14 protein-coding genes are annotated in these 16,678 nt (G+C 43.6%); 4 read left to right on the forward strand and 10 right to left on the reverse strand.

From position 1 onward, the window contains the following. Positions 1-51 precede the first annotated feature (51 nt). The 3 genes from ACVBIK_RS02770 to ACVBIK_RS02780 form a co-directional block, all read right to left on the reverse strand. Positions 52-2,886, reverse strand: a complete 2,835-nt coding sequence (locus ACVBIK_RS02770) for a TonB-dependent receptor domain-containing protein (RefSeq protein ID WP_447169048.1) — start codon at positions 2,884-2,886, stop codon at positions 52-54. A gap of 345 nt (positions 2,887-3,231) precedes the next feature. Further along, positions 3,232-4,614, reverse strand: coding sequence for a Na+/H+ antiporter NhaC family protein (locus tag ACVBIK_RS02775; RefSeq protein ID WP_447159462.1), 1,383 nt, complete (start codon positions 4,612-4,614; stop codon positions 3,232-3,234). Positions 4,615-4,977: 363 nt separating this feature from the next. Beyond that, on the reverse strand, positions 4,978-5,919 hold the full coding sequence (locus tag ACVBIK_RS02780) for a hypothetical protein (RefSeq protein WP_447169049.1): 942 nt from the start codon (positions 5,917-5,919) through the stop codon (positions 4,978-4,980). A 207-nt stretch (positions 5,920-6,126) separates the two neighbouring features. Between ACVBIK_RS02780 and ACVBIK_RS02785 the strand changes: the two genes are divergently transcribed. Together ACVBIK_RS02785 and ACVBIK_RS02790 are read left to right on the forward strand one after the other, a co-directional pair. Next, entirely contained in the window at positions 6,127-7,203 is a 1,077-nt protein-coding gene (locus ACVBIK_RS02785) for a permease (RefSeq protein ID WP_447169050.1), read from the forward strand. 199 nt (positions 7,204-7,402) lie between these two features. Next, positions 7,403-7,612: a ribosome alternative rescue factor ArfA gene (locus ACVBIK_RS02790; RefSeq protein ID WP_447159459.1), complete on the forward strand. Its 210-nt coding sequence runs from the start codon at positions 7,403-7,405 to the stop codon at positions 7,610-7,612. A gap of 55 nt (positions 7,613-7,667) precedes the next feature. On the opposite strand, the gene ACVBIK_RS02795 is transcribed toward ACVBIK_RS02790, so the two are convergent. The 5 genes from ACVBIK_RS02795 to ACVBIK_RS02815 form a co-directional block, all read right to left on the reverse strand. Beyond that, positions 7,668-8,483 (reverse strand): DUF3465 domain-containing protein, encoded by an 816-nt coding sequence (locus ACVBIK_RS02795; RefSeq protein ID WP_447159579.1) that lies wholly within the window; start codon positions 8,481-8,483, stop codon positions 7,668-7,670. 14 nt (positions 8,484-8,497) lie between these two features. After that, entirely contained in the window at positions 8,498-9,379 is an 882-nt protein-coding gene (locus ACVBIK_RS02800; RefSeq protein WP_447169051.1) for a 3'-5' exonuclease, read from the reverse strand. A 127-nt stretch (positions 9,380-9,506) separates the two neighbouring features. Beyond that, positions 9,507-10,100 (reverse strand): hypothetical protein, encoded by a 594-nt coding sequence (locus ACVBIK_RS02805; protein ID WP_447169052.1) that lies wholly within the window; start codon positions 10,098-10,100, stop codon positions 9,507-9,509. Between the two features lie 222 nt (positions 10,101-10,322). Next, positions 10,323-11,216, reverse strand: coding sequence for a pirin family protein (locus ACVBIK_RS02810; protein ID WP_447169070.1), 894 nt, complete (start codon positions 11,214-11,216; stop codon positions 10,323-10,325). A 130-nt stretch (positions 11,217-11,346) separates the two neighbouring features. Then, complete coding sequence (locus ACVBIK_RS02815; RefSeq protein ID WP_447159456.1) at positions 11,347-12,687, reverse strand: BamA/TamA family outer membrane protein; 1,341 nt, start codon at positions 12,685-12,687, stop codon at positions 11,347-11,349. Between the two features lie 305 nt (positions 12,688-12,992). Here ACVBIK_RS02815 and ACVBIK_RS02820 point away from each other — a divergent pair, with 305 nt between their 5' ends. Then, on the forward strand, positions 12,993-13,688 hold the full coding sequence (locus tag ACVBIK_RS02820) for a 2OG-Fe(II) oxygenase (protein WP_447159455.1): 696 nt from the start codon (positions 12,993-12,995) through the stop codon (positions 13,686-13,688). Between the two features lie 175 nt (positions 13,689-13,863). Continuing rightward, the gene (locus ACVBIK_RS02825; protein ID WP_447169053.1) at positions 13,864-15,132 is read left to right on the forward strand and encodes a lipopolysaccharide biosynthesis protein; all 1,269 of its coding nucleotides are present in this window, start codon (positions 13,864-13,866) and stop codon (positions 15,130-15,132) included. A gap of 171 nt (positions 15,133-15,303) precedes the next feature. On the opposite strand, the gene ACVBIK_RS02830 is transcribed toward ACVBIK_RS02825, so the two are convergent. Beyond that, positions 15,304-15,840: a hypothetical protein gene (locus tag ACVBIK_RS02830; protein ID WP_447169054.1), complete on the reverse strand. Its 537-nt coding sequence runs from the start codon at positions 15,838-15,840 to the stop codon at positions 15,304-15,306. 10 nt (positions 15,841-15,850) lie between these two features. After that, entirely contained in the window at positions 15,851-16,672 is an 822-nt protein-coding gene (locus tag ACVBIK_RS02835) for a cytochrome C (RefSeq protein WP_447159452.1), read from the reverse strand. Between the last annotated feature and the right edge of the window lie 6 nt (positions 16,673-16,678).

Consider the following 16,678-nt stretch of genomic DNA (forward strand, 5'->3'; position numbering starts at 1 on the left):
AATATCAATGCTTTTTACAGCACGATATGACTAACTAATTATTTAATAATATTAAAGCTTATAGTTTGCACCTAGGAAGAATGCACGACCTGTTGTGTCGTAATAGCCGTCACCATCATAAACATATGGGTTACGTGGTGGCGCTAGATCAAAGGCATTCAATATACCGAAGCGTAAAGATAGAGCATCATTAAAGGCATATGAACCTGTGAAGTCCCAAACAGTACTCGATGGAATATCGTTATAGTTGTTGTTCTCAGGCTTCCAGTCATTACTCGCAACTGCAGAATGACGATAGTTAGAGCGTGCTTCTAGACTTAGTGCATCGTACTTCCAGCCTAAGCTAAACATCGCTTTCCAACGTGGATCTGTGTATTCACCAACATCGACCTGTAGATCATCAGCAAAACCTGTCGGGTTTGTTTGCCACTGCTCTAGGTAAGTCGCAATAACATGAACTTTAAAGTCACCAAAGCTATCAGTTGGAATGTCATATTGGCTTTCAATGTCGACACCTTTTACATCAAACGACGCAGAGTTAACAGGGCTCTGAACGAAATCGACAATATCACCAGTCGCGGCATCACGAGTAAATCGGCTGCAATATACGTTATCTAGTGACTCTGAGTCGTAGCAATAACGAACTGCTGTACTGACATCTATGTATTCAATTGCATCTGAGATCTCAAATGCCCAGTAATCTACTGTGATAGAGAAACCTTCAAGATAATTAGGCGTATAAACAGCACCAATTGTGTAATCGTGTGACGTTTCAGCCTTAAGATCTGGATTACCAGCATTGCTTCCTGGATGGTTACTTAAGTACCAAGAATCTGATGGATTCCACCCATCTGGCAAACCTGCAGCCTGACAGTTTGCCTTACGGTTATCATTAGGGCCTAGCTCAACGTTAATCTTGTCACAAACATCTGTAAAGCTTTCAAATGTCTGCCCTGCAGGGCTAAATAGCTCACCAATATTTGGTGCTCGAACTGATTTAGAACGTGTCGCTCGTAGACGCAGATCTTCAATTGGAGCCCAGTTTAAACCCACTTTCCATGCATCATCTTGACCTGCTGTGCTGTAATCCATCCAACGATAAGCCAAATCAAGCGCTAAGTCATGTGCGAGGAACATATCTGATAATAAAGGAATATTAAATTCAGCTGCAAATTCAGTAACATCATACTCACCACGCATTGGGTTGGCACTATTACCAAAAATTGTACCGTCAACTAACGCTTGATCTGGATTAGTTTCAGACTCTTCTTTACGGTAATCAGCACTGAATGCTGCACTGACATAACCTGCAGGCAGCTCAAATAGTGCACCACTAACAACGAGACCAGCACTAGTCTGTGTTGTCTTGGCAGTCTGGCCTGCACTTGTGCCAACCCAATCTATAGACTCTTGACTTGCTTGGTTTTCACCAAGTAAGTTCATAGGAACACAACCCGCTGCACGAGCATCGGCATCACGACAAACTATTTCACCATCAACTAAGATAGCATCTTTAGCCTGCTCATAACGCTCATCCCATATTTGACCTTTCCATAGCGTGGTTTCTTTTAGCTGACCACGTTGAGCATGAAAAGAATAATCCCAATCATCGCTAATCACACCTTCAATACCGACGAGGAAGCGCATTGTTTCACGGTCTTGATTATAAGTACGGCTACCAAACTCTTTATCAATACGATACAAGTTAAGATAATCCATATCGGTGTCAGCCATCAGTTCCTGAGTTGCTTGTGGTAAGAAAGCGTTATCAGCCATGATAGGATTCCACGTATGGAATACTGGGGTACTTTCACCGTTAGAGGTATAATCAACATAGGTGATTTCAGTGAAGATCTTGTGTTCATCATTAATTTCGTAGTCGGTATTTAGCGTAAATACCTTACGATCTAGCGGCGTACGTATTAGACCGTAATCAACTGGGTCATAACCTTCACAACTTGGGCCACAATAGTTGCCGTTAGTACCTGGACCTGGGATTAAACCTTCACCATAATCAAATACTTTCATCGAACCATCTGGGCCGAAAGTATATTGACCGCCATCACCACCAAAGAAAGTACCCGCCTCATTGATCCATGATAGTGGCTTACGCCCCACATATGGAATACGTGCCGGTGCCCCCTCAGATTCATCAGGGTTATAGATACTAGTAACAGGGTTATCCAAAAAGTCCCTGTCAGTTGGGCGTAGCTCTTTTTGCTCCGCATAAGTAAAGTTAAATACTGTCGACAATTTATCGTCTAAGAAGTTACCACCTGCAGTTAACGAGAACTGTCCCTCTTCGCCGCCACTTTGTTCAGGTTGCGTATAAGAGACATCAAGCTCAACACCTTGAATATCTGTTCGAGTGATAATGTTAATTACACCAGCAATCGCATCTGAACCATATACCGCAGATGCACCGCCAGTAATCACTTCAATGCGAGAAACCATTGCTGTGGGAATGGTGTTCAAATCGACTGCAGAGTCACCATTTGAACCAGCAACAAAACGACGACCGTTAACCAATACAAGTGTACGATCTGTCCCTAGGCCACGTAGATTGGTTTGGTTTAGACCATTGGCAAAAATAGTATTGTTAGAAGTCTCTGGAGAGATACCAACAGTTGATGATGGAAGTTTATTCAAGATATCAGCAACGTTTGTGATACCCATATCCATCATATCTGCACCTGTAATCACAGTTACAGGAGTTGGAGACAGTTGACCAATTCGCTTGATTTTTGATCCTGTCACCTCGATTCTTTCAATACTATCGCCTTCTTGCTCTTCAGCATAAGCTCCAGCACTTGTCATTAACGCTGCACTTGTCGTTGCGAGTAATGCAACTTTGACAGCTTTAGATAAACTGCTTATTGACGTCATATTCAACATTCCCTTTGTTAATTGCGAACTCAATTCATTCAATTTTGTTGAGTCTTCTAATTTTTAAGCCAAGGTAGCTACCCTTAACTAAGCAACAAATCTACAGCATTGTTAAGCAACGTCAACACTTTGCCTTATTTTTGTTAACCTTATGTGTGTAAAGTTAAATTTGCCAACAAATGTACCAGCAGTATTGCTGAGCCAAACTCCGATACGTGAAATTAATTAATAGTTATCGAGGTGGTTAAAATTCAAGCTGCATAGTCTAATAGACAACAAAAAGGGCTGCACCTGAGTGCAGCCCTTTAAAATAATAACCAAATGACGTATTACGCGATTAAAGGCTTATGCCAGCAATAAGAAGCCAACAAAAGTCATGCCTGCGGCGAGTAATGCGTAAGGCAACTGAGTCACCGCATGACTCACTAAGTTACAACCTGAGCCTTGCGCCGCGAGCACCGTGGAGTCAGAGTAGAAACACGCCTGACTACCAAATGATGATGCCGATAAAAGTGCACCAATCACCAATGGAATATTGGCGTCGACTGACTGAGCCAGTGGCATCACAATCGGAATTGATACCGCAAAAATACCCCAGCTAGAACCTGTCGCAAAGGCCAAAACCGACATGGTTAAAAACACCACGGCTGGCAATAGTTGCGGCGTCATAAACGGGCTTAAGCTCTCAATGACATATTGTGGCAGCATCAATTTATCGCATACATCTTTAAAGATGAATGCTGCAATTACGGTACCAATTGCTGGTAGCATATTTTTAAAGCCATCAATCATCTGCTCCATCATCTCTGACAGTGGCATCAGCTTTTGTAGACCATAATACGGCAAGGTAACTGCAAGTGTAGCAATCAGACCTTTAAGCACATCGATGTCAAAATAGACGGTAAAGCCGACCAACAAGATGATTGGTACAAAGAAGTTATGTAGCTTGCCGCCATCGTCGGCATGCTTAAATTCATCTTCAATCGCTTTTAATGCGTACTCGTCAGAAGTTTGCACTTCATCTAAGTCCATCTGCTTAATCGCTGGCTCACCTTTAGCCGCTGCAATTTGCGCCTTTTTCATTGGGCCAAATGCAGGCACGATCCCTAAGATCACCAATAGCACCATAGCCACAGCCAACCATGCATACAGCATATAAGGAATGGCCTGCATATAAACAGCAATGCCCTGGCCTTCAGCCGCTATGCCGTTATCGACAAGCAAACCACCAAAAAATACTGCCCAGGTAGATAGCGGTACCAATACGCAAACCGGTGCTGCGGTTGAGTCCACAACATAAGCCAGCATCTCACGAGACACTTTAAACTTATCGGTGACCCGCTTCATGGTTGAGCCAACCGTTAGTGCGTTGAGGTAGTCATCAATAAAGATAACCGCCCCAAGAATAAAGGTCATAAACAGTGATGACTTTTGCCCTTTGGCAAACTTCAATGCATGACGACCAAACGCCATCGAGCCACCGGTACGCACTAGCAGAGCAATCAGAGCACCAAAGCCACCACACACAAGGATCAGCCAGCCGATGGTTTCATCGGTCATAACAGACAAAGAGGTATCAGCAAAATTAGTCAGTAAATTCTGCGGCTCATACATAGCCAAGCCAACTAATGCACCGATAATCAAAGAAAGAATTGGGCGGCGTAGCACAATCGCTAACACCAATACCACCACAGGTGGGATAAGACTTAAGGCTGTCGGTTCAGACATGCGCTAACGTCCTTATAATAAAGTGCCAAAATGGCAATTAATCACCAAACTCACGCAATTATTTGCGAAGTTTAATTGCTGCTTTACCGTTGAGATACCTGCCGATACCTTGAATTTTACGGGCTATTTTGGGGCCCCTAGTAAAAACATCGCGCAGAAAATAATCCCCATTGGCCTTTGAGTCAATAATAAATATCCCCATTGAGTGAATTTTTATAAGCACCACTGACGTAAAAATCGCAAGCCATTGAATATATTAACTTTAACAATATTGACGCCAATGACAAATTACAGCCAATTTTGACTTAAAAATACCGAAATCTTTGCCTAATCCCAGCGGGTTTTACATTTCATCAATTTGGACTATTCGCCCTCTTCCGATTTAGAAATAAAAATACGATTTAAGTCCTTACCCCACAATTGAATAATTTTTCGGTTTTTAGCTTTATTCCAAAAACATTTACCGAATAAGATAATGCCTGCGCCCTCGAAATCTCGCCTTTCAGTTAACCCAAAGCGCTGCTGTAATGCTTTAGCAATATTATCAATTGGGATCCCAACGTCTTTGCTATCAGCAGGGTTAAACCAAAGCCCCTCTTTATCCATATGGGAAATGGTGCCCCAGTACATTCTAGGAGAGCCATTTTCTGTTGGCTCGGCATCGGCAAAATTGACGAATAGGTTCTTGGCGCGCCAGCGGTATTTCTGATCGGTATAAACCCACAGTTCTGAACTGGCCAGCTCACTGCCACGCATTAAGCTGTGCAATATCTTCTCTAGGCCTTCACTGACAATACGCTTTTCAACAGTGGAAGAATGAGCAGCGACGTCACTGGGTGACGGACTCACAGCTTGCGTCTGTGTTTGCAGCTCAGATCCCACGCTGGGCTGAAAATCCGCTTCATCAAGCGGTTTCTTCCCCGTAGATAAGGCAACATCTGCCTTGGTGTTTAACGATGCTCGCTCATCTGTCATAGACTTAAATGATCGCGGATGGCGACTAAAATCAATCATCATCGCATCGCTATCAGCTAATATCTGATTCACCTCAACGGCATGCTGCTCTTCGCGCTCTTTAGCCGCAGAAGGTTTGAATTCGCGGCAACCAGTCTGGTGATAGCGCGAACCAAAGCAGGCGGCCTTACCATCTTTAGATGCTTTACGGTAATAGGCTTTACCTGCGCAAGCAGGACATATCAATGCCTGACGATATTGCTCGATATCTAACTCACTGAGCTTTTGAAACTTAAATATAGAGTAAGTGATAGGATTCGACTCATCGAATAAACATATCGCGTCAAGCATGCTAACGTCCTAAATTGCATTATTTTTTAATCATAGAGAATAACGACTACCGCGACAAGCACGTCACTGACGACTAGACTGCCATAAAATCATTTCCACATTTACCGAAATAATGATTGACACTTTTTCAAATCGGATTATTATTTGCCCAACTTATTATTTCGGTTATTCCGGAAATAACAAACAAAGAATCTAGAGGTAAACACCATGAGCCCTGAAATCATTGCAATGGCAAAAGAGTCAGCCGGAATGTTTCTATTCCTTGCAGCTGAGTTAACCGTACTATTTATCGCGATTAGCTATATCGTCGGATTACTACAGGAGTATATTCCTCCAGAAAAGATCCAGTCGATTTTGAGTTCAAAGAAAGGCAAAGGCTATGTTATTGCAGCGCTACTCGGTGCGATAACGCCATTTTGCTCCTGCTCGACGATCCCTTTCTTAAAGGGTCTATTAAGAGCAAAAGCGGGCTTTGGTCCTATGATGGTTTTCTTGTTCTCAAGCCCATTATTGAACCCCATTATTATTGGCCTATTTATCGTGACCTTTGGCTTTAAAGTGGCGTTATTTTATTTCGTCGTTGCCATGGTGGTTTCAGTAACAGCGGGTTATGTGCTTGAGAAACTTGGCTTTGAGCGTTACGTAAAGCCTGAAGCATATGAAGCTGCGGGGGTTTCAAGCTGTGGTACAAGTTGTGACGATACAGCAAAGCAAAAAGCTAACACTGAAGCCGCTTGCTGCTCAGCACCTGAAAAAGTGGAGCCAGTTGCCCAAGCAAGTTGCTGTTCAGAGCCCGCTCTCGCAACGGTCAGCAGTGGTTGCTCTACTCAGGTAGAAGCAAGTAGCTGCTGCGAAGCTCCAGCGGTAAAAGAAGATAGTCGTTGGATGCGCGTATGGCGTTCAACTTGGAAAGACTTTAAGCAAGTACTGCCTTACTTAATGATTGGTATTTTAGTTGGTTCGCTTATCTATGGCTTTATTCCTACAGAGCTAATCGCAAAATACGCCGGAGAAGGTACTTGGTATGCTATTCCAATCGCAGCTGTAATTGGTATCCCACTCTACATTCGTGCAGAAGCGGTGATCCCACTAAGCTCAGCCTTAGTCGCGAAAGGAATGGCATTAGGTTCAGTGATGGCATTGATTATTGGCAGTGCAGGCGCAAGCTTAACCGAGGTGATCTTGCTTAAATCTATCTTCAAGAACCAAATGATTGCAGCATTTTTAGCGGTTATCTTGGGTATGGCGATAGCGGCAGGTTACCTATACACGCTGATCTTTTAATGCTTAATGCTTAATGCTTAATGCTTAATGCTCATTAGCTCAGAGCCATAGTGACTGTGCGGTTTAAAAAGTGAACAATAAATGTTCGCCGTCATTAAAAAACAGCGTATAATCGCACCGTAACGACAAGTTTAGCAATAGCTTAAATTTGTCCGCACGGTGCTTTTTTATCGATTCAATTAACCCATTGGAGAATATGATGGCAAAACATCACCAGCAAACGCATACCGAACACGAAAGTGGTCGCGGCGTAATAAAAGATAACGCTTTAAAGGCAATCGTTACTAGCTCGCTATTTAGAACGCGCACTGAAAAACCAAAGAAAGGTAAAGGGTCTTACAACCGCAAACAACAAAAGGGGCAAAAGCTGAAGGGCTTTGCCCCTTTTGACTATCTGGCACTACATTAACGGCAAGCTCCAGTGTTTCCCATACCGCTATGACACTGAGCGTATAGATAATAAACTATTGATAAGTTTGGCCATTATGCTTAAGCCAACCACCAATATGGCGCCCCCTAGGATCATGATGAGTCCAATGCACTACCCCACCGCGATCATTCCACTCATATTCACCGTAAAACTCAACTGAATCACCAACATTTAAATCCGCTATTCGCGGCGCTAAATCAATATTGTGAGCGACTAAAACAGTTTGCCCGTGTGGCAATGTCACAATAAATCGTTGATGACGACTACCTTTATCATCATCTGCTAGAACCTTACTGACCACGCCAGAGCTTTGCACTTGAAGGTTACTCAGCCCCTGCTCAAAAGCGCGCTGCAATTCTCCTGCGCTACTCTGTTGCTCACCAGAAAATGGTGCAGCTAAGCCTGATGTTGTCGCACCATGTAAATTCCCAGTGCTTGTAAATACGCGATTATAGGCAAAGCTCGCAATAGCCAGTACCACCAGCATAATGCCAATACGGTATAAAACGCCGTTAATCGACTTTCGGTGCTGCGATTGCGAAGTCCCCTTTTGCAGATGAAGCTTCTGCAGATTTAGATGCTCCAGATTAAGCTTCTGCCGTTCTCTAGTCGGTGCTAGAGTCAGCCCTTCGATCTGCGCTTCTACCGCCCTGCGCTTACCATCTTTTTGCGTCAGTATTTGAAAAGAGATGCTATCTCCCACCAAGGGTCTACGTGGTATCAAGCCTAACGCAGACACATGAATAAACACTTCATTATTGGAGTCATTAACGTCATCAGCCTGCTCAATACGAATAAAACCAAATCCTTTCGTATCATTCCATCGTACCAATTGACCTTTATATATCATCAAGTCTCTCTCTTTTAAGATCCTGTTAAGTCGGCTAAACGTTGTATCAGCGATTTAGGCCATAGTGTTTGATAAGGGGCAATTTGCACTGTTATTGAATGTAAAATGTCCAATGCCACAAAAGTATCTGCCGCCGCATATTGCAGTTGTAGCTCACTCAGCGGCTCTGCAAGTGGCTTGCCCCAATTTGATAATGTCACCTTTTTGCTTTTAGGCAGCTTAAGTGCCAAAACCGTTGCGGCTGCTTGCTGTGTGCCTAGCTGTTTAGGTGCACCAAGTTGATTCATCAGCCAATTTAGATCCAGTATCGCGGTGATACTAATATCAAAATCTCGCTTCATTGCATTGATATCATGTCTCAAGCCGATACCAATTTTAAGCAGATGTTCATTGCTTAATACCAGTGCCAGTGCCGCCTTAAAGGGTTCTATATTCTCAGACTGCATGCGAAACAGATAGCAATGAGTGGCAGTTGCGATTTGAATCAATGAGATAGGATTAGTATTACGTCGCCCCTTTTCAAAGGTGGCCGCCGTTTCGGTATCAAAACCTAGCCAAGATTGCGCTTCAATATCGGCTATCGCCGCTTGCAGCGACTCAAGCGTAACCACACAGACCTGTCGTGATTGGCCATCTTGCTCTGCAGACACATTCTGAATAAGTTCGACATTGAATTCAGTTAGTCTAGATAAGTCACTGTCATCAATTCGAGTAATTAAACGAGTACGCACCTGCAACCAATCAAGCTTTAATCTGTTCTCTTTTGTGGTTATCTCGCGAAAAAATGACGCTTCAGCGGCCTGCATGACGTTAAAATAAGCCGCTGCATCTTTACCTAGCTCTCGGCGAATTGTCGCGGATTTATCTGCCGCTAAACCAAACTTAAATAGACTCATTAGATTACTCTACATTGTAAAATTACGGCTCGTAACCATATCGAGCCTTACAGCGTGCATAAGCAAATAGTTGGCACCATGCAAAGCTGTCAATATCGTTAAACTCGCAACGGTTCCCAATCAAGTATTACTGAGTCACCCACATTAAGCCAAAGTCCTGCGTATTAGCCTCAGTCACCTTGCGTCTAAAGCGCTCCATCCCCTGAGTCATCTCTTGATACTCAGGCTCCTGCACAATGTAATCGGGATTATGTATCGCAAGCCAAGCATCGAATCGGTCTCTAACCCTGCACTCATCAAGTACTGATAGCAGTGACACCAAGGCGGGTAAGCGATGGCTTTCAAATGCAAATGATTCATTATCAGCATCCATCTTTATCGCATCGTGGTGCGTTATATCCAGCCAGGTTTGAAACAAACTGCCCGCGCCTTTTACTCGCTCTTCAGTATTATTGAGAATGTAATGATAAAGGTCCACATTACGATGATTTGCATCAGGCCCTATCATCATCGCCTCGTGTTCAGGCCAATCATTAGGCAAAGACTGCGCACCAGAGCCTGCCATCAACTTGGCGATTTTGCTCAGCAAAGAGCCGCGCTCCTGAAACACATCAGCCTGAGGCTTTTGCCCCTGTAAATAAGCGTCCAACGTTTGCGGGTGAGCCTTCAAAAATCGAATATGCTCATTCGGTAATGAAAATATATTTAAACATAGCGCCATTTACTCTCCCTAAAGCCATATCAAACGACTTGCATACTACTTGTCTCATAATTAAATCGTCTCATAATTAAGCCGCGTCATGAGTAAGTCGTGTCATAGTTAAATTAGCTGTAAAAAACTCGCTAAATTTTGCAATTTTTATCAAGCGGATAGTAAGGCTTAGACAATAAAAATGCGAGCTTACTCGCTCGCATTTTTATTTCGATTAACGTTCGTCTAGCACTATTCTATATGGCCAAAACGTCCCATTTGGTAATCCTCAACCGCTTGGCGGATCTCTGCTTGAGTGTTCATCACAAACGGGCCCATGTGAACAATGGTCTCATTTATCGGCTGGCCTATCAGTAATAGGATCCCAGCGCCATCATCACCTGCTTGTAACTGCGCTATAGTGTGGCTGTCTAATACCAACATGTGTCCCGCCTGGTATGCCTGCTTTGGCTGTTCAGTAATAGCGTCCCCGTTTACAGGTAAACCTTGTTGTAGCGACCCCGCATAGATATAAATCCCCACAAATCGATTTTCATTTAACTCAAGTACACTAAAATCAAGCTCGCTCTTTGCCTCAGGTGCAAATATAAGATCCGCTATCTGAGCACTGCCAGCAAGCCCCTGTAAAGGCGAACTTAACCTATGCTCGCCAACATGCCAACGGCCAGCCAATGCTTTAAAAGACACCCCCTCTATAGTCGCTTGAGGTAACTCAATATCGGCCGTATCTTGATAGCGTGCCGGGCGCATTTTGTCCTTTGCAGGCATATTCAACCAGATCTGAAAACCATGCAGCCCATCATTAGCATCCTTTAATGGCATCTCTGAATGGATCACGCCACTGCCTGTGCTCATCCACTGTACATCACCGCTACGGATAGCTTTAACGTTACCTAATTGGTCTTTGTGCTCAAAACCACCTTTTAAAATATAGGTGAAGGTTTCAATGCCGCGGTGCGGATGCGCGGGGAATCCACCGATAAAATCATTTTTATCATCAGATTTTATTTCATCTATCATCAAAAAAGGATCGAAACCTAACTGATTAAAATCAGCGACTCGGCGGATATTAACCCCATCACCATCCATTGCTTTATGCGCTTGATATTGTGCTAGCAGCTTCATCATTCTTGCCTCATTAATCTCTAATGACTGTAGCATAACAAGCACAAATCAGAATAAATAACGCTAAAAGGTACACCAAACGTTCGAAAAAATAGAAGGTAACTTACAGCCGTCTAGTGGTTTTCATTGGTTAAAAGGGATGATCAACCATCACCCAAGCATTTGTCGCTTCATCGGAGTGTGCAATATCAAACCGAATAACGATCCCAGCAGTTAAGGCTCGCAGCGACACGCCATAATCAAACTTTACATCAGACAACAATTCGCTGGCACTATACTGTGGCGCGACTCGACCCGCTTCAGCAAAACCCACCAGCTGAAACCAATCTAAGCGTAAGAACCTTAACCAATTCACATCTTCTATTGGATTAGCCCTCAAGGTGTACCGGTATTCAGCACTGGTATAAATGGCAGCTTTGTCATGAAATCGATTTTGCTCGAAACCCCGCATACGATAAAAGCCACCTAAGGTAGCCCCTTCATTATAAGGCGCAGCATTGGTTATTCTACGGCCACCTTGCTCGTCATATTCAAGCTCCCAAGACGGGGAGTAGCCGCTCCAAAAGTTTAACGCTAATATTCGTTGGCTTGCCCAATCAGACTCACCAAAAGAGAAATATTTACTCATATCGAGATTAATGAAGGTCCACTCACTATCAGAATCTAGCCAAGAGACATCTCGTGATATAGAAAGGTACTGACTACTGCCATAACTTGGATTGACCGAGAAATCGGTGTTGTCATATAAGATCCCAAGCTCAACAGCATGAATACTGCCGTCAAGCGGTTCATCTTCAAACTCAAAACTTTGATAACGATTGAACTGACGCAGCACTATTACCGTCGCACCACTTTCAAGAGGGTTCCACTCTTTACCACCACTAGGCTCTGAAATGAGTAAACCGTTTTCTAACTTATATTCAACTCGCCCCTTATCTTTGGTCGCCCCTATAGGTAGAGCATATTCAAGCTTAATGTCGAACCAATTAGAGGAGCCATCAGCCTCTAAAAACTGCTGATTACTGGAACCATTGCTTCCAGGCAGTGGCGTACCCGACGGGATGAACTCGCGCGATCCTCCCGTATAGGCTCTTTGATCTGGGTAATAGCCCAAAAAACCATAGGCGCTTAAAAAGAAGCGCTCGGTTTTAGGCAGTTTTACATTCCATACTCCAAGTCCAGCGCCTTGACTCACATCGCCGCCAAACACGGTGCCACCGACAGTCATTTGATCTTGAAAGTAACCACTAAGCATTCCACCCACACCGATGTTCAACCCCATAGAGTCGGTGCTAAATAGGTAGGGTAGAATCAACTTTTCTTTGACATTGTCAGGGGTTTCCACCCTATCGATCGTTGTTTTTACATTGGCAGCAGGGGCCGAATAGCTAAGCTGAGGCAGCAACAAATAGACCCAAGCTAACGCGTAACTCACCCGCTTAAGCCTCAGCTCCACATTCTGTTTAAGCATAATCACTCCTTTGCAAAACCCGCTTAACTCTTACCGCCATAAAGAACCCTGTCGCTATCTGAAAAGATAACATCTATGACTTGTCCCTGAGTCATAAAGCCACTGAAAACCAATATCTTTGCCTAGGTCCACAAAATAAAAATCATAACAAAAACAGCCAAACAATGTCGAAACAATACCAAAACAGCATAGAAGCAAAAGCATAACATCTGATATATTCTGATTATTGTTGCTGTGGAACCGAACCTACAGGTATTTTTAATCTAGCAGAACCTGTAAATGATGTTTAAACGTCGGAGGCTTTTTTGAGTAAATCATTCTCTCCAGATCTCAATTGGGATCTGATTAAAAACGAATATTCCAAAGATAACCGAATAAAAATAAACAACATATGGCTTACTGAAGATGCGCAAGATATTAGGCAATGTTTAGCGAATGACACGGAGTTTTCTCATGCTTATACTCAAGCTGGCAAAGCAATAGAATCGAGCAATAGTGCATTAAGAGCTATGCCTAGCAATAGTCAAAAGACACTCTTCCACAATCTATACCAAGATGCCGCTCAAGGTGTGGGATTTTGGTATGGTCGCCATATGATATCCCCATCTAGTCCGACTACTTTAAATGCCGTTAAACGCTATTTAAATTCCGAGGAGCTGCTTGAAAAGATCAGGTTCATATCTGGTAGAGCTGATATCAAGCTCGCAAGTGCTCAAGGAACACAATATACCCCGGGCAACTTTTTAACTCGCCATAGAGATGTGGTTGAACATGAGGGTCGAATACTCGCCTTTGTATTAAGTTTTAGTCCAGAGTGGCACCCTGACTGGGGAGGTTTACTGCAATTTTATCAAGACGATGGCACCCCGAGAGATGCTTGGGCACCACAATTTAACTCCATGACTTTATTTGATGTTAAACATGTCCATGCAGTCACCTATTTGGCTCCTTTTTGCCCATCGAAGCGCTTATCTATAACGGGCTGGTTCCGTTCTCAATAATATAATATTGATTGGTATTGGTGCGGTTGAGTCCGCACTTTTCTTTTGCACTACCGTTGGCTAGCATCATTTACAATCGCCACTTCACAGCTTTTAGCAACAGTCCTAGCACATCAAGTGGTAATGGTTAATATTTGACACCCGTTAACAAGCATCCACTGAGTAACACAACAGCATGACAGAGTCTTCATTCGTTCGAGTTAAGCAAGTCTTCATTAGCGCTATCTGGGCGACACTTGCCAGTATGTCGCTCGGCTTAGCATTTAAGATTTGGTTAGCTCAATGGGTCGAGAAGGATGACTTGGCTCTGTATCACACGGTCGTTGATATCATCTCTATGTCACTTATCTTATTGAGTGGCTTTCGTACCTCTATGGTAGTCAGTTTCTCTCAAACCAAGAACGATAGAGATATCACTAATATTTTCCGTTATTCACTTATTTTTATGGTGCTATTTACCTGGGGGCTAGTGCTGCCTTACATCAAGCATCAACTGAATATCGATGTTGAATACATCCAATTGGTGGGGATTATTCTGGGTATGGGGTTTAAGGTGTATTTTACCAATCAAATCGGCATGTACCGCCTCTATGACATTGCTAATAAGACTATCTGGATAGAGCCGCTGGTGCAGATATTGCTGTTTTTAGTTTGCTATTATCTATTGGCCTTATCTCCTGTGTCCTCGCTATTTTTCAGCTTAATGCTATCTAACTTAGCCGTTGCGGCCTATATGTTTATTCAGCGTAGAAAGCAGATTGCCACTACGCCACTAGCCCCTGTGCAACTCGATTCAGAGATGCGTAATTTCGTCAAAAAAAGCATGATGTCTTCACTTGAAGTTGGCGCCAGTATCTTGATGGTGTACATCACGGTATTGCTAACCATTGGCTACTTTACTATTGACGAACTCGGTGACTTCCAGGTCGTTGTCCGCCCTCTGATTGCTTATTTAACTATGCTGTTTGTTTTCCCTGTTTATCGCTATATTTTGCCTGAACTAGCCCAATGTCTTCGCAGTGGACAGCATCAACAGATCCAACAAATACGCCGCTGGTTCTTTAAACTTAGCCTAACAATTAGCGTCGGTTTATTAATTGTATTATTGATGTTTAGCGATGAAATCGTCGGCTTTGTCTTCCCCGATACTTACGCTAACGCCGCACCTATCTTGCTGCATTTTGCGCTGTTTTTTGGTTTTATGATGCTCAACGCTTTTCAGGTCGCCTATATCAAAGCACATGGCTTGTTTTTACAGAGCTTAATGATCCGTCTGTTAGGTGTTGCAACGCTACTCATCATGTTCTATCTACTTAGGCTGTTTACCGACAACGTTGTCGCGGTAATTTTAGCCCTAGGTTGTGGCTATTTAACCATGTTTATCGCCTCAAGCATTATCGAACGCAAGCTGCTTAAACAGCACGCGCTCAATGAGCCAGAATGACGCATTAGCGAATAGTAAAAAGAAAAAGAGCCGCAATATAATCATTGCGGCTTTGAAGGCTTAACTCAATCTAGGGGAAGACTCCCCCTCTGCATAGATTGACATTAGGCAGGGTGCTCGTACTAATCTAAGTCAGTACCTGAAATTAAAAGAGTGCTTTACTGAACTCTATTATTCTTCAGCAGCAATCAGCTCGATCTCATTGCTTGCCTGTGCGCCATGGATCTGAATCGCGACCTTATAAAGTTCAACCGCCCCAGCTGCAGCTTTAGAATCTAAATCTAAGTCAGTGGCATCAAAGGTGTATTGCCCCTTGGTCGCCGTTTCAGTCAAAACTCCGCCACATTCGTCATTGGTGCTAGTGTCACACTTATAGCCTTGAGTCACATGCCAGCGTTTCCAAGCCTTTGGCTTAGTCGATGGTGACGCAGGATCTGGGTAACCAAAATAATAAATGTCGTAATTTGTGGCCTGAGTAATGGCTCTATTATCTCCATCATTCAAGCTAAACGTGATTGCGCCAGTTGCCCCATCAAAGCTCTTAAGACTCATCTCGATACTCGTGGCTTCACTAATATCAATAACATCTGCAACAGGCGGTGGCACAACCACTGGTGGCTCGGTAACATCATTATTGTCATCATCGCTGCCACACCCCATAAGGAGCACAGAGCTTGCCAATAAGGCGCTCAATAATTTGACCTTCATAATTGACTCCTTAATTAAAATGACCCGTATGACAAGTCGTGCATTCCATATCTGTCTTCACGCTGGCAGCTGAGCCCATCGTCTCTGTTACGCCATGGCATGACTGACAAGCTTGCGCCTCCGCTGAAGGTTTCGCCTCAGGCAGCAACGAGATATCTTCACCACCATGAGCACGGTTAAGTAGCTCTACAATGTGATAAGCCATGCTGGCTGAAAGGCGCTTACAACGCTCTCCTTTCTCTTTAAACACCTTGCCTGAAGCCGCTGACCAATTACTGATTGAAGAGTGGCAAAGTGGGCTATTAGCAATAGATGTTTTCCCCACCTCTAGACTCTTTTCTGCTGTAGAGCCAATACCAGTAATAAATGCATCAGATGAAAGAGGTAAATCTTCAGTTTCGTAATAGCGGAATGATGCGCCGATAATCGCGCTATTTTGACCGTTAATGTCATCTAGAATGTTGATTAACATACCCGCCGCGTTTAAGTTACCGCAGATGGTGCCTTGACCCACAATCCCTGCCCAGCCGTAGCCCGCAAGCGCGGTTGGGATCGAGGCAAACTTATCAGCATCAACACTAGTTGATTGCGCCAACATGGTAATAATCGAGTGGAATACTTGGTGCATACAGCCGCCACCTGTTTCATAGGCTAGCTTTGCCGTCGCCATTGCATCCAGCGGCACATACTTAAGCTGCTCACCGATCTCTAATCGATAGTTACCGTCTGCATCTGTGGCGGCAAAAGCTGAAGTCCCCACTAATGCTGCACCAGCAGCGGCAGTGCTTAATCCGATAATTTTGGTTAATGCCTGACGTCTATCAATACTCATAATAAT

The organism is Shewanella sp. 125m-1 (genome assembly GCF_052977065.1).